Origin of the sequence: Streptomyces xylophagus (assembly GCF_000716435.1) — a bacterium.
Taxonomy (GTDB): Bacteria; Actinomycetota; Actinomycetes; order Streptomycetales; family Streptomycetaceae; genus Streptomyces; species Streptomyces xylophagus.
This window is the reverse complement of sequence record NZ_JNWO01000055.1, coordinates 18,639-32,154: the sequence shown is the minus strand read 5'-3', so window position 1 is coordinate 32,154 and position 13,516 is coordinate 18,639. Positions and strand designations below refer to the sequence as shown.

The 13,516-nt window shown below is 70.3% G+C and carries 12 protein-coding genes; 6 read left to right on the top strand and 6 right to left on the bottom strand.

What is annotated here, in order from left to right:
• On the top strand, positions 1-326 hold a 326-nt coding region (locus tag OO70_RS56510), incomplete at its 5' end, for a transposase family protein (RefSeq protein ID WP_324604922.1).
• Between the two features lie 216 nt (positions 327-542).
• On the opposite strand, the gene OO70_RS49510 is transcribed toward OO70_RS56510, so the two are convergent.
• Positions 543-2,051 (bottom strand): MFS transporter, encoded by a 1,509-nt coding sequence (locus OO70_RS49510; RefSeq protein WP_043687942.1) that lies wholly within the window; start codon positions 2,049-2,051, stop codon positions 543-545.
• A 102-nt stretch (positions 2,052-2,153) separates the two neighbouring features.
• On the opposite strand from OO70_RS49510, the gene OO70_RS49505 reads away from it, so the two are divergent.
• Positions 2,154-3,122, top strand: coding sequence for a helix-turn-helix transcriptional regulator (locus OO70_RS49505; protein ID WP_043687938.1), 969 nt, complete (start codon positions 2,154-2,156; stop codon positions 3,120-3,122).
• A gap of 57 nt (positions 3,123-3,179) precedes the next feature.
• Here the strand turns inward: OO70_RS49505 and OO70_RS49500 are convergent, their stop codons facing one another.
• A complete protein-coding gene (locus OO70_RS49500) occupies positions 3,180-3,896 on the bottom strand; it encodes a TetR/AcrR family transcriptional regulator (protein WP_407702904.1) in 717 nt (238 codons plus the stop codon).
• 442 nt (positions 3,897-4,338) lie between these two features.
• Positions 4,339-5,337: a sigma-70 family RNA polymerase sigma factor gene (locus tag OO70_RS49495; RefSeq protein ID WP_043687932.1), complete on the bottom strand. Its 999-nt coding sequence runs from the start codon at positions 5,335-5,337 to the stop codon at positions 4,339-4,341.
• Between the two features lie 185 nt (positions 5,338-5,522).
• Between OO70_RS49495 and OO70_RS49490 the strand changes: the two genes are divergently transcribed.
• A complete protein-coding gene (locus OO70_RS49490) occupies positions 5,523-6,053 on the top strand; it encodes a GNAT family N-acetyltransferase (RefSeq protein WP_043687927.1) in 531 nt (176 codons plus the stop codon).
• A gap of 47 nt (positions 6,054-6,100) precedes the next feature.
• Here the strand turns inward: OO70_RS49490 and OO70_RS49485 are convergent, their stop codons facing one another.
• On the bottom strand, positions 6,101-6,904 hold the full coding sequence (locus OO70_RS49485) for a dioxygenase family protein (RefSeq protein WP_043687925.1): 804 nt from the start codon (positions 6,902-6,904) through the stop codon (positions 6,101-6,103).
• A gap of 124 nt (positions 6,905-7,028) precedes the next feature.
• On the opposite strand from OO70_RS49485, the gene OO70_RS49480 reads away from it, so the two are divergent.
• On the top strand, positions 7,029-7,556 hold the full coding sequence (locus tag OO70_RS49480; protein WP_043687922.1) for a MarR family winged helix-turn-helix transcriptional regulator: 528 nt from the start codon (positions 7,029-7,031) through the stop codon (positions 7,554-7,556).
• A 112-nt stretch (positions 7,557-7,668) separates the two neighbouring features.
• Here the strand turns inward: OO70_RS49480 and OO70_RS49475 are convergent, their stop codons facing one another.
• Together OO70_RS49475 and OO70_RS49470 are read right to left on the bottom strand one after the other, a co-directional pair.
• Positions 7,669-9,240, bottom strand: a complete 1,572-nt coding sequence (locus OO70_RS49475; protein WP_078651911.1) for an MFS transporter — start codon at positions 9,238-9,240, stop codon at positions 7,669-7,671.
• Between the two features lie 127 nt (positions 9,241-9,367).
• A complete protein-coding gene (locus OO70_RS49470) occupies positions 9,368-10,003 on the bottom strand; it encodes a TetR/AcrR family transcriptional regulator (RefSeq protein WP_106971911.1) in 636 nt (211 codons plus the stop codon).
• A 266-nt stretch (positions 10,004-10,269) separates the two neighbouring features.
• Here OO70_RS49470 and OO70_RS49465 point away from each other — a divergent pair, with 266 nt between their 5' ends.
• A complete protein-coding gene (locus OO70_RS49465; RefSeq protein WP_043687911.1) occupies positions 10,270-11,553 on the top strand; it encodes a M6 family metalloprotease domain-containing protein in 1,284 nt (427 codons plus the stop codon).
• A gap of 216 nt (positions 11,554-11,769) precedes the next feature.
• Entirely contained in the window at positions 11,770-13,422 is a 1,653-nt protein-coding gene (locus OO70_RS49460) for an IclR family transcriptional regulator domain-containing protein (RefSeq protein WP_043687908.1), read from the top strand.
• Positions 13,423-13,516: the final 94 nt, after the last annotated feature.

The following is a 13,516-nucleotide window of genomic DNA, read 5'->3' as shown; positions in this document are numbered from 1 at the left end:
TACTGTTCTACAGCCCGACCAAGCCCGGAAACTGCGCGGACATCACCCACGCCCACCAGCCAGGACTGGCCAAACTCCCGGCCGACGGACCCGCGGCCGAGATCCTCGCCGATGCCGGCTACCAGAGTCTGGGTGCTCAGACCGGCGGACGCATGGTGACACCACCACACCGCAAGCTCAAGAAGAACGCCCCGGACCGGCACGAGGAGATCTACGAGCGCCAGCGCAAAGCGCACTCCTCACGCCGCATCCGCGTCGAGCACGGCACCGCCCACCTAAAAACCGGCGGCCCCTGGCCCGCCACCCCGACCGCCGCGAACACATGAGCGACACCGTCCAAGCCATCGCCAGCCCGCTGTCCCACCAACAGATCACCGACCTCAAACCCGCACGGCAGAAGTGAACCCGGAACCCCACTGGAAGTCCTCGACGTCTCACTGTCGACCGTTCACGAGTTCGTCAGTGCCGCGTGAGATCACGCCGAACGCCCCGCCCCCGGTACGGCCTCGGGGCGGGGCGCTCTCCTGCGGTGCCTTACGGCGTCAACTCCCGCTCTGCGCAAGCTCCTTGGCCGCCCGCCCAGCCGCCCGCCCCGGCAGCGCGAACATCAGCAGGAAGATCACGCCCATGACCGCGGCGACCCAACCCAGCGCGTTCTGGAAGGCGTTCACGAAGGCCGGGCCCACCTGCGCCGGGGTCAAGCGGTCGCCGATCGAGCCGAAGAAGACCACGGACACCAGCCCGAGCCCGAGCGCATTGCCCATCTGCTGCACGGTGTTGATGAGCCCGGACGCGGAACCCGCGTGCTCGCGCGGTACTTCGGAGAGGATCGTGTCGGTGAGCGGGGCGAAGATCAGGCCCATGCCGGCGCCCATCACGACGAGCGGGAGCGCCATCTGCCAGGAGGCGATGGCCAGTTGGTACCGGTCGGACTCCCAGAGGTAGAGCAGTACGCCCACGACCATCACCAGCGCACCGGCCTGGAGGACGTTGCGTCCGCCGACGCGCGGGACCAGCTTCTGGACGGACATCCCGGCCGCCACCGAGACGGCGACCGAGAACGGGACTCCGGTCAGTCCGGCCCGCAGCGGGCTCCAGCCCAGGCCGATCTGCATGTACAGCGTCCAGACGAGGAAGAAGATGCCGAGTCCGACGCCGAACACGGTCTGCACGGCGATACCGGCCGCGAAGCTCTTCACCTTGAACAGCGACAGCTCGACGAGCGGCGAACCGTCCCGCTCGGCCTTCCGCTTCTCGTACGCCACCAGGCCGACGAAGACGCCGATCGAGCCGGACATCGACACGAACCCCCAGGCGGGCCAGCCCAGTTCGTCGCCGCGGGTGAGGGGGTAGAGCAGCATCAGCAGCCCGAGGGTGACCAGGGCGACGCCGACGAGGTCCAGCTTCAGCGCGCGCGGAGCCTTGGACTCGGTGATGAAGCGGCTGCCGAGGATCAGGCCGGCGATGCCCACCGGCAGGTTGATCAGGAAGATCGGGCGCCACTCCAGCCCGAACAGGTTCCACTCGGTGAGCAGGGCGCCCAGCAGCGGGCCGGAGACCGCGCCCAGGCCGACGATCGCGCCGAAGAGCCCGAACACCTTGCCCCGCTCGTGCGCCGGGAAGGTGGCGTGCACGATCGACAGCACCTGCGGCACCATCATCGCGGCCATCCCGCCCTGGAGGATGCGCGAGGCGACCAGCATCTCCGGGTTCGCGGCGAAGCCGCACAGCGCCGACGCGAGCGTGAAGCCGCCGATCCCGACGAGGAACAGCCGCTTGCGGCCGTAGATGTCACCCAGCCGCCCGCCGGTGATCAGCCCGGCGGCGAAGGCCAGCGCGTAACCGGCCGTGATCCACTGGATCTGGCTGAAGGAGGCGCCCGCGTCCCGCTGGATGGACGGGATCGCGACATTGACGATCGTGACGTCGACGAGGTCCATGAAGGCCGCGGTCATCACGATCGCGAGGGCGAACCAGCGCCGCCGGTCGGCCGCGGCGGTCACGGGGACTGCGGGGGCCGGGCTGTCCACAAGGGTTTCGGTGGAGGTCATGGCTTGAAGCTATGACCCCATTAGGTCAGATCGTGTCCTAGTTCTACGGCATCCTCGAACTCATGACGACGACGGAGAGTTCATGACTACGACGGAGAGCTCATGACGACGGACACCCCGGCCCGGCTCCTCCAGCTCCTCTCCCTCCTCCAGACGCCCCGCGAGTGGCCCGGCGGCGAGCTGGCCGACCGGCTCGGGGTCTCCCGGCGCACGGTCCGGCGGGACATCGACCGGCTGCGCGAACTCGGCTATCCCGTGCAGGCGACGCTCGGCTCCGACGGCGGCTACCGGCTCGTCGCGGGCAAGGCGATGCCGCCGCTGGTGCTGGACGACGAGGAGGCGGTGGCGATCGCGGTCGGGCTGCGCGCGGGCGCCGGGCACGCGCTCGAGGGCGTGGACGAGGCGTCCGTACGGGCACTGGCGAAGCTGGAACAGGTACTGCCCGCGCGCCTACGGCACCGGGTCGCCACCCTCCAGGCCGCCACGACCCCGCTGACCAGCGGAGACGGCGCGAGCATCGCCCCCGAGACACTCACCGTGATGGCCTCGACGGTGGCCGGCCGGGAGCGGCTGCGCTTCGCGTACCGCGCCAAGGACGGCACCGAGTCGCGCCGCGTGACGGAACCGTACCGACTCGTCTCGACCGGCCGCCGCTGGTATCTCGTCGCCTACGACCTCGACCGCGAGGACTGGCGGACGTTCCGGGTCGACCGCGTGAGCACCCCCTTCGCGACGGGAGCCCGCTTCACCCCGCGCGAACTGCCCACGGGAAGCGCGGCGGAGTACCTGCGGCAGTCGATGTACCGCCGCCAGGAGACCTACGACTACTCCATAACGTTCGCCGCCCCCGCCGACGTCATGGCGACCCGCATCCCGGCCTGGCTCGGCACACCGGAGCCCCTCGACGAACACACCTGCCGCCTGCGGGCCACGACCGGCGACGCGGTGCGGTGGCTCGCCGTCCGGCTGGCCATGCTGGAGTGCGATTTCACGGTGCAGGAGCCGGAGGAACTGGCGAGGTGCGTACGGGAGTTGGGGCAACGGCTCAGTCGGGCGGGCGGCGGGGCCTGAACCCCCAGCGACCTCAGGAGCGCACCCCCGCGCACCTCACAGCACGCCCGCCGTAGCTCACAGCGCACCCCGCGCCGCCCCCAACTCCCCCCAGGGAAAGTCCCGCAACGCCCGCAGGTTCCGCAGTGCCAGCTCCGCCGGTCCCGCCACCGCACGTCCCTCCGCCTCCCCCGACGCCCACCCCTCAACAGCCGTCCGTACGGCCGCACTTGCGACGGCGGCGGCGAAGCGCAGCTGCGGGGAGGCCACGGACAGGGACAGGTCGGCGACGGTGTCGTCGCCCTTGGTGATCCGTTCCGCCAGCACCTCGCCCAGGGTTCGTTCCGAGGCCAGGCAGACCTCCGCCCACACCCTGCGCAGGGCGGGGCTGGATTCCGCCAGGCCGATCAGGGTGCGCAGCCATGGCCAGGAGTTCATGGAGACGCCCACCCCGGGGGTGAGCGTGTGGCGTACCCCGTGTTCCAGGGCCTCCGGTACCGACAGTGCGAGCGGGGCCGCGCGTACCGCCTCCGCCCAGCGCTCGGCGCCGGCCGCGTAGAGCGGGGCGACGGCCTCTTCCTTGGTGGCGAAGTAGCGGTAGAAAGTGCGGGGGGCGATGCCGACGGACTGGGCGATGTCCTCGGCGCGGGTGCCCCGCAGCCCGTGCTTGACGAAGAGTCCGGCCGCCGCCCGGGCGATCTCCATCCGGGTCTCGGCCTTGCGCCGCTCGGTCAGCGAGAGCGGTGCGGAGGGGGAACCGGTACGGGAATCCGAGGCTGGGGTGGGGCTGCTCACACCGGCAGGCTATGCCTCTATGGCACAATCTGCCATTCGGCGGGCCACCCCGGGGTTCAGGTACGGGGTGCCCCGCCGTCCCAGCATGTCCGCACCCCACGCACCCCACGCACCACCCCACACGCGAAAAGACCGGGCTTCGACGCCTGGGGGGACAGGCGCCGAAGCCCGGCTGGGAGAGTCCCGGCGCCGGGGGGGGATTGCGTCGGGACTTGGCTCAGGAGGTCTCGGGGCAGTGCCCCGGACCCGAACTCCCGGGCCCTGAAGTCTTGTTCCCAGGGCTCAGGAGGTTGAAGCGGCGGTACGCAGCCATGTTCGCGCGGTCTCCCGCCACCCGGCGTACGCGGTCCGGCGCGCACCGATCTCGTGCGCGCCCCCGCGTCCACCGGGCCGCGGCCGGAGGCCGGAAGCCAGCGGCCGGAACATGGAGCCGTAGGGCCGCTTACGCCGCCGCGTCGAAGCCGGTCTGGCTGGCCAGCTTCTTCAGTTCCAGCAGTGCGTGCTTCTCGATCTGGCGGATGCGCTCGCGCGTCAGGCCGTGCTCCTTGCCGACCTCGGTGAGCGTGCGCTCCCGGCCGTCCTCCATGCCGTACCGCATCTTGATGATGGAGGCCGTGCGCTGGTCGAGGCGGCCGATCAGGTCGTCCAGTTCCTCGCTGCGCAGCAGGGTCATCACGGACTGCTCGGGCGAGACCGCGGAGGTGTCCTCGAGGAGGTCACCGAACTGCGTGTCGCCGTCGTCGTCCACCGACATGTTCAGCGAGACCGGGTCGCGCGCCCAGTCCAGGACGTTCGTCACGCGCTCCGGGGTCGTGTCCAGCTCGGCGGCGATCTCCGCGTGCTCGGGCTCCCGCCCGTTCTTGCGGTTGAACTCGCGCTGCACCCGGCGGATCCGGCCGAGCTCCTCCACCAGGTGGACGGGGAGCCGGATGGTCCGGGACTGGTCGGCGATCGAGCGGGTGATGGCCTGGCGGATCCACCAGGTCGCGTACGTCGAGAACTTGAAGCCCTTGCGGTAGTCGAACTTCTCGACCGCGCGGACCAGGCCCGCGTTCCCCTCCTGGATCAGGTCGAGCAGGGGCAGGCCGCTACGGGGGTAACGGCGGGCCACGGCCACGACCAGACGGAGGTTGGACCGGATGAAGACGTCCTTGGCACGCTCCCCCTCGGCGACCAGGGCCTCCAGCTCGGCGCGGCTGGCGTCCGCCTGGGACGTCTCCTCGCCGTCGAGAACCTGGCGCGCGAACACGCCCGCTTCGATGGTCTGTGAAAGCTCGACTTCCTTGGCGGCGTCGAGCAGCGGTGTACGCGCGATTTCGTCGAGATACATGCCGACCAGGTCGCGGTCGGCGATCTCGCCGCCATGGGCGCGAACACTGCGCGCCACGCCGGAGGTCTCGCCGGAGGCGGACTTACGACGGGCGACGGCACGGGTTGCCATGCGTGCTCCCTTGCGATGGTGGGTCGGTCAGCAGGTGTTCGTCAGGTGTTCCTGTGATGCCTCGGCACTCTTCTCGTGTGCCCTGCATCTGATGGAAACAACGACTGGAATCCGGACAGAATTCCCAACCCGCTCCCCTATTTTTCTGATCTTGCAGTACCCTGTCCGGCCACAAGGGGGTAACGATGCCGTCGGAACATACAGAGGTGCAGGTCAGGCCAGGAGTCGAGAGTGACCTCGACGCCCTCACCGACATCTACAACCACTACGTACGCGAGACCCCGATCACCTTCGACACCGTCACCTTCGCGCCGGAGGAGCGCCGCCCTTGGCTGCTCTCCCACCCTGAAGACGGGCCATACCGCCTGAAGGTTGCCGTGGACGGGACCTTCCAAGGGAACTCACAGCGAATCCTCGGCTACGCCACATCCAGCCCTTACCGGGCGAAGCCCGCCTACTCGACCTCGGTCGAGGTCACGATCTACCTCGCTCCGGACGCCGCCGGCCGTGGCATCGGCACACTGCTCTACAAGGCCCTGTTCGCGGACCTGGCGACCGAGGACGTCCACCGGGCGTACGCGGGCATCGCACAGCCCAACGAAGCGTCCACGCGGCTGCATGAACGCTTCGGTTTCCGGCCGGTGGGGACCTACCGGGAGGTGGGCCGCAAGTTCGGCCGCTACTGGGATGTCGCCTGGTACGAGAAGGAGTTGTAGCTCCCGCAGGCCCTCGGTCTCGCCCTCGGTCCCAGGTTCTACGGCCGTCAGCCGAACTGCACCGACCGCTTCGCCATCCCCATCCAGAACCCGTCGATCACGGAGGGGTTCAGCGCCTCCGGGGTGTCCAGCTCACCGGTGGCCTCCGCCGCGCCCATGGTGACGAACAGCGGGGCGAAGTGCTCGGTGCGCGGGTGGGCGTAGCGCCCGGCCGGTGCCTTGTGGAGGAAGTCCAGCAGGCCGTCCCAGTCCCGGGCCTCCAGCGCGCGCCGGCCCCAGTCGTCGAACTCGGAGGACCAGGTGGGCACTCCCCCGCCGGTGTGGCGCAGTGCGGCCAGGTTGTGGGTGAAGAAGCCGGAGCCGACGATCAGGACGCCCTCGTCGCGCAGCGGGGCGAGCTTGCGGCCGATCTCCATCAGCTTCACCGGGTCGAGGGTCGGCATCGAGACCTGGAGGACCGGGATGTCGGCGGCCGGGAACATCTCGACGAGCGGGACGTACGCGCCGTGGTCGAGGCCACGGTCGGGGACGTCCTGCACGGGGATGCCCGGGGCGCGCAGCAACTTCCGTACGGATTCGGCGAGTTCGGGGGCGCCCGGGGCGTCGTAGCGGACCTGGTAGTAGTGCTCGGGGAAGCCCCAGAAGTCGTAGACCAGGGGGACCGGGTCGACCGCGCCGAGGGCGAGGGGGGCCTCCTCCCAGTGGGCGGAGACCATGAGGATCGCCTTGGGACGGGGGAGGTCGGCGGACCAGGCGGCGAGTTCGCCGGGCCAGATCGGGTCGTCCGCGAGGGGCGGCGCGCCGTGGCTGAGATAGAGGGCGGGCATGCGCTCCGGTGCGGCGGTGGACATGACGGTCACTCCCCAGGGTCGAACTCGACACTCGAACTGAATGCTTGAACTCTCAAACTTCCTGAGCGAGAGCTTACGCCCCATTTGTTTAACCTTCAAGGAGAGCTCTCGTACAGTGGAGTGCATGAACACGGCACCCGCGCCCGCTGACGAAGCGGCACCCGCTGACGAACCCCGCTGGCTCACCGCCGAGGAGCAGCGCGTCTGGCGCTTCTATGTGCAGGCCGGCACCCTCCTGGAGGACCACCTGGACCGCCAGCTCCAGCGGGACGCGGGCATGCCGCACATCTACTACGGCCTGCTCGTCAAGCTCGCCGAGGCCCCGGGCCGGCGGCTGCGGATGACCGAGCTGGCCATGTACGCGAAGATCACCCGCTCCCGGCTCTCGCACGCGGTGGCGCGGCTGGAGAAGAACGGGTGGGTGCGCCGGGAGGACTGTCCCTCCGACAAGCGCGGCCAGTTCGCGGTGCTGACCGACGCGGGGTACGAGGTGCTCAGCCGTACCGCGCCGGGCCATGTGACCGCCGTACGGCAGGCGTTGTTCGACCGGCTCACCCCGGAACAGCAGAAGTCCCTCGGCGAGATCATGGAGATCGTCGCCGAGGGACTTCAGCCGAACGAAGCGGGTGCGGATCTGCCCTGGCTCCGCTGAGCCGCTCAACTCAGGCGGAAACCAGGGCAGTTCCTGGGAGTCGTACGTACGGGGCGTCCCCTTCCCCGTACGTACGGATGGTGCGAAGGGGGTACGACCGGGTCGGGCGTCGTCAGTGGGCGACGACCGGGACCTTGAACTCGTCCTCGACTCCGTCACCGGAGGCGACCGGGTCGGAACCCTGCTTGCCGGCGTTGACGAGGACCGAGACGATCGCGGCGGCCGCCACCAGCATGCCGACGGCGAACCAGATGGCGTTGGTGTAGCCGTGCACCTGGCCCTGCAGCTGGACGAGCTGCTGCTGGGTCTTGGACGTACCGGCACCGGCGATGTGGTCCTTGATGTACGCGGTCGTCGCGGAGGCGGCGATCGTGTTCAGCAGGGCCGTACCGATGGCGCCGCCCACCTGCTGCGAGGTGTTGACCATCGCGGAGGCGACACCCGCGTCCCGGGGCTCGACGCCCAGGGTGGCCAGCGACATGGCCGGCATGAACGCCGTACCCATGCCGAGGCCGAGCAGCAGCATCGCGGGCAGGATGATCGAGGCGTACGACGAGCCAATCTCCAGCTGCGTCATCAGGAGCATGCCGACCGCGGCGACCAGGAAGCCGGGGCCCATGAGCAGGCGGGCCGGCAGGCGGGTCATCAGGCGGGTGCCGATCTGGGTCGAGCCGACCATCATGCCGACGATCATCGGCATGAAGGCGAAGCCGGTCTTGATCGGCGAGAAGCCCTTCACGACCTGCAGGTAGTAGGTGAGGAAGAGGAACGTGCCGAACATCGCGATGATGGCGATGCCGAGCGAGAGGTAGATACCGCCGCGGTTGCGGTCGGTGACGACGCGCAGCGGCAGCAGCGGGGCCTTGACCTTCGCCTCGACGACGACGAACGAGACCAGCAGGACCGCCGACGCGATGAAGAGCGCGATGGTCGAGGAGTCGCCCCAGCCGTTGGACTCGGCGCGGGTGAAGCCGTAGACGAGAGACACCAGGCCGAGGGTGGAGAGCAGGACACCCGGGATGTCGAGCGGGTTGCGGTTGCGGCCGCCTTCCGGCTCACGGATGACGAAGTACGCGCCGAGCGCGGCGACGATCGCGAACGGGATGTTCACGAAGAACGTCCAGCGCCAGTCCAGGTACTCGGTCAGCACACCGCCGAGGATGAAGCCGACGGCGCCGCCGCCACCGGCGATCGCGCCGTAGATACCGAACGCCTTGGCGCGTTCCTTGGCGTCCGTGAACATCACGGCGAGCAGGGAGAGAGCGGCGGGCGCGAGCAGGGCGCCGAACGCGCCCTGGAGGGCACGGGCGCCGAACATCATGGCGCCGGTGGTGGCCACACCGCCGAGGGCGGACGCGGCGGCGAAGCCGGTCAGGCCGACGACGAAGGCGCGCTTGCGCCCCCACAGGTCGGCTATGCGGCCGCCGAAGAGAAGGAGTCCGCCGAAGGCGAGGGCGTAGGCCGTGACGACCCACTGCCGGTTGCCGTCGGAGATGCCCAGGTCGGTCTGGGCGGACGGGAGGGCGATGTTCACGATGGTCGCGTCCAGCACGACCATCAGCTGGGCGAGCGCGATGAACGCGAGCGCTTTCCAGCGGTTGGCATGGGCTTCGTGCTCGGCGGCCTCGGAAGCCTTGTCGCCCTTGTCGAGAGCGCCTGGAGCGCTTCGGGCTGTTTCAGACATGGTGGTACCCACTTCGGGACTTCGTGACGGAAAAATACGGAAGAAGGACGTGTTCGGGACGGCTCATCTCCTACGAGGGGAGCCGGAGCTTGTTGTTGAGACAGGCGGGACGCTCTGAACTCATCGGTCAGGGCTGCCGGAGATCCTCCATCGTCGCTGCCTTGCCGGGCAGGACCGAGCGGGCCGGAGCCCGCAGTCCGTCCAGGAACAGCTGCAGGTGTCGGTGTACGAAGCGGTCGGCGCTGAGGCAACCGGTGCCCGCCGGGGGCCGGCTGAGCTGGGCCACGGCGACCATCAGGTCACCGACGCCCACGTCGGGCCGGAGCTGCCCGGACCGCCTGGCCCGGTCCATGATCTCGTCGATGAGCTGCTCGACCCGCTCGCGCGCGGCTTCCAGATCCGGGTGGAACTGGTCGAACGTGCTCGCGATCATCGGGCACAGCGCGCTGATCCGCTCGTCGGCGGACACGTGCACGAAGCGCTCCAGAGCGGCGAAGGCGTCGCCGGTCTCGTCGAGCGCCCGCTCGGCGGCCTCCGACGTACGGTCCATGACCGAGACCACGACCTCGCGAACGAGGGCGTCACGGTCAGGGAAGTTGCGGTAAAGCGTGGCGTTGCCGACGCCGGCCCGGCGGGCGATCTCGTCGAGCGGCACATCGGGGCCGAACTCGACGAACATCTCGCGGGCGGCGGTGACGATCCGCTCCCGGTTGCGCAAAGCGTCGGCGCGCGGCCGGGTCACCTTTCGCTGTACGGGGGTCATCGCGGTCGTCACGGCCAACTCCTTGAGTTACGGGTGGCGATCCGGGGACGGACTCCCCGTTTCGCTCGGACACATGGCTAAACGGGGAAACGGTCCCCGGTTATTTCCCGCCCGGCGAGACATTTGATGTGACCTGAGTCACACCCCATGGGGCCCGCACCACACGGTCGGTCTCCTCCAGCGCGCGCCCTCGCACCACACGACACAGGGTGATCGAAAGGGTGCAGCCGGAGACCGGCGGCTGCCGTGGCGCGAAGGGTCCCTGCATGCAGCCCAGCCGTCGGATACGCCCGCGCCGCGTGGCCGCCCTCGCGTCCGTGACCGTCCTGACCCTCGCGGTCAGCACCTCGGCCGGTACGGGACACCTCACCCCGGGCGCCATGACGGCGGCGGGCCCGGTCGCGCTCGCCCGCACCTCCGCACTCGGCGCCTGCATGATCAGCGGCCCCCTCGACACCGAGATGTCCGAGGGCATCCCCACCCCGGGCGGCTACTCCCGCTCCACCGGCACGGTCCACGCCCTGACCCTGATGGTCGACTTCTCCGACGCCCCCGGCCCGGGCACCGCGATGGACCGCTACCACGAGTTCTTCCCGCAGACCCAGGACTGGTTCCGCACCAGCTCCTACGGCCGCCTCGACTACCGCCCCGAGACCCCGGTCCCCCACTGGCTCCGCATGCCCAAGCCCTTCAAGTCCTACGGCATAGAGCGCGGCGCGCCCTTCGACCCCGGGTACCGGCAGCTCGTCCAGGACATCGTGGCCGCGGCGGACCCGACCGTGGACTTCCGCCAGTACGACCTCCTGAACGTGCTGGTCACCCCGAACGCGGGTCCCTCCGCCCTGGACACGGTCCTGTCGGTGACCTTCGCGGGCAACACGGAAGCCCCGGTCGCGGACGGCGTCCCGGTCTCGAACGCCTCCTTCGTCTACTCCCGCCAGGACGACGGCTCCGGCACCTACGCCCAGACCGGCTACCGGGTCCTCCCCCACGAGAACGGCCACGTCTTCGGCCTCCCCGACCTCTACACCCAGGAGGGCGGAGGCGCGGTCGGCCACTGGGACATCATGAGCGAGGACTGGGGCGCCGACAACGACCTCCTCGGCTGGCACAAGTGGAAACTCGGCTGGCTCGACCCGTCCCAGGTCAACTGCGCGATGAACAGGGGCACTTCGGAGTACACCCTGACCCCGCTGGAACGCCCGTCCACCGACGGCACGAGGCTGATCTTCGTCCCGCTCTCCCGACGCACGGGCTACGCCCTGGAGGTCCGCACCCACGAGGGCAACGACGAGGCGGTGTGCCGGCCCGGGGTCCTCATCTACAAGGTGGAGGCGGACGTGGACACGGGGATGGGCCCGGTGAAGGTGTACGACGCGCACCGGAACAGCGGCGGGTGCACGCGGAGCCCCAACGTCCACGCCGAACTGTCGGACGCGCCGTTCGGGGTGGGGGAGACGTTCCGGGATCCGGTGAGGGGGGTCGGGGTGGCGGTGACGGGGGTGGATGCCGCGGGGAACTATCGGGTGACGGTGACTCGGACGCGGTAGGGGGACGGGTGGGCTGGCCGGGTTGGGGCTTGTAGACAGGCCCGTCGCCGGTGGGCTCGGCTCGGTGGATGGAGCACGGCTCTCCTAAAGCCGGTGTCGCGGGTCCGGCGGCGGAGAGGGTGCGCCGGGCACGGGCCCGCCGTAGGGCCGTCGGCGGTGCCGGCGTGCGGCTCGGGCTTACCGTAGGGCTGCCGAGATTGCCGTACCGGAGAATCGATGCCCGCTGACATCACGCTGGACGACCACGCCGTCGCCGTGCCCGCCGAGGCGATCGCCCCGTTGATCCGGGGGGTCGCCGTGTTGCGGCAACTGACCGATGCGGGCGGCATGTTGAGCCTCAGCGGTCTCGAACGGGGCACCGGGCTCGCCCGTTCCACCGTCGACCGGATCACCGCGACGCTCGCCCGCATGGGATACGTCCGTCTCGACGGCCGGGACGCGATTCTCACCCCCCGGGTGATGGAACTCGGCAACGCCTATCTCGCCGCCCTGCGCCTGCCGGCCGTCCTGGACGCCCGCGCGGACGCCCTGGCCGACGAGTTGGACGAGTCGGTGTCGTTGGCGGTCGCCGACCGGGACGGCATCCGCTTCATCCACCAGGCCACCCGCCGCCGCGCGATGTCCCTGAGCTTCCGCATCGGCGACCTGCTGCCGGCCGAACGCACCGCGCCGGGACCGCTGTTCGCGACGGAGTGGACGGACGCGGACTGGCGGCGGTGGCGGGAGCGGCGGGCGACGGACCCGGAGGACAGGGGGTTCCCGGCCGTCCCGGTACGTTCGTCGCCGCCCGGACCCGACTTCGAGAGGTCGGCCGTACAGGCGCGCGAGGACGGCTGGGCGCTGGACGACCAGCTCATCGAACCGGGGCTGGTGGCGGTGTCCGTGCCGGTGCGTGATCCCCGTACCGGCACGATCGCGTGCGTGGCGAGCGTCGTGAGCCACACGAGCCGGCACACGGCGGAGGACCTGCGGAACACGCTGTTGCCGCGGCTGCGCGTGGCGGTCGGGGCGATGGAGGACGACCTGCGCGAGACGCCCCAGGGGGAGTCCGTCGCCGCCCCGTCCGGACTCGCGACCTGGACGGGGGCCTCGAAGCAGGAACTGGGCCGGGAGTTCATCGAGTCCCTGGCCCGCGGACTGACCGTCCTCACCGCCTTCGGCGAGGGCCGCGCCGAACTGACCCTGACGGAGGTCGCCCAGGCGACGGGACTGGCGCGGGCGACGGCCCGCCGGGCACTGATCACGTACGAGCACCTGGGCCTGGTCGCCCCGTCCGGCGACCGCCGCTTCACCCTCACCCCCCGGGTCCTGTCCCTCGGCTTCCCGCCCCTCTCCCGCACGACCCTCCCCGACCTCGCGCTCCCCCACCTCGGCACCCTCGCGGCCCGCATCCACGAGCCGGCGTCCCTGGCGATCCTGGTCGGCGACGACATCCAGTACACGGCCCGGGTCGCGACGAGCCGCGTGATGAGCGTGAACATCGCGGTCGGCACGCGTTTCCCGGCGTACGCGACGGCACTGGGCCGCGTGCTCCTGGCGGACGCCCCGCCGACGGACCGTGATCTACGTCCGCTGACCCCGCACACGCTGACCGACCCGACGGCGCTGGCAACGGCCCTGGAAACGGTCCGCTCACAGGGCTACGCCCTGGTCGACGAGGAGCTGGAGGTGGGCCTGCGCTCGGTCGCCGTACCGGTCCGCGACCGCACGGGCCGGGTCGTCGCCGCCCTGAACACGGCGACCCATGTGTCCCGCAGCACGGTCGAGGAGTACGTCCACGACATCCTCCCCGAGCTGACGACGACGGCGAACGACATCGAGGCGGACCTGAGGGTGGCGGGCCGCTTCACACGGGTGCCCTTGTCCTGACCCCGCCCCCCGCCCCCGCGTTGGCCGCCCGCACCGAACCACCCCGCCCAAATCCGCTACCCTGTCCTGGACCGCTCTCCGGGGCGGTCCGTCC

Excerpts from the sequence above, each read along its gene's own strand:
- OO70_RS49510 (WP_043687942.1), bottom strand. The coding sequence starts at position 2,051 with ATGACCTCCACCGAAACCCTTGTGGACAGCCCGGCCCCCGCAGTCCCC.
- OO70_RS49505 (WP_043687938.1), top strand. The coding sequence starts at position 2,154 with ATGACGACGGACACCCCGGCCCGGCTCCTCCAGCTCCTCTCCCTCCTC.
- OO70_RS49495 (WP_043687932.1), bottom strand. The coding sequence starts at position 5,337 with ATGGCAACCCGTGCCGTCGCCCGTCGTAAGTCCGCCTCCGGCGAGACC.
- OO70_RS49490 (WP_043687927.1), top strand. The coding sequence starts at position 5,523 with ATGCCGTCGGAACATACAGAGGTGCAGGTCAGGCCAGGAGTCGAGAGT.
- OO70_RS49485 (WP_043687925.1), bottom strand. The coding sequence starts at position 6,904 with ATGTCCACCGCCGCACCGGAGCGCATGCCCGCCCTCTATCTCAGCCAC.
- OO70_RS49480 (WP_043687922.1), top strand. The coding sequence starts at position 7,029 with ATGAACACGGCACCCGCGCCCGCTGACGAAGCGGCACCCGCTGACGAA.
- OO70_RS49475 (WP_078651911.1), bottom strand. The coding sequence starts at position 9,240 with ATGTCTGAAACAGCCCGAAGCGCTCCAGGCGCTCTCGACAAGGGCGAC.
- OO70_RS49470 (WP_106971911.1), bottom strand. The coding sequence starts at position 10,003 with ATGACCCCCGTACAGCGAAAGGTGACCCGGCCGCGCGCCGACGCTTTG.
- OO70_RS49465 (WP_043687911.1), top strand. The coding sequence starts at position 10,270 with ATGCAGCCCAGCCGTCGGATACGCCCGCGCCGCGTGGCCGCCCTCGCG.
- OO70_RS49460 (WP_043687908.1), top strand. The coding sequence starts at position 11,770 with ATGCCCGCTGACATCACGCTGGACGACCACGCCGTCGCCGTGCCCGCC.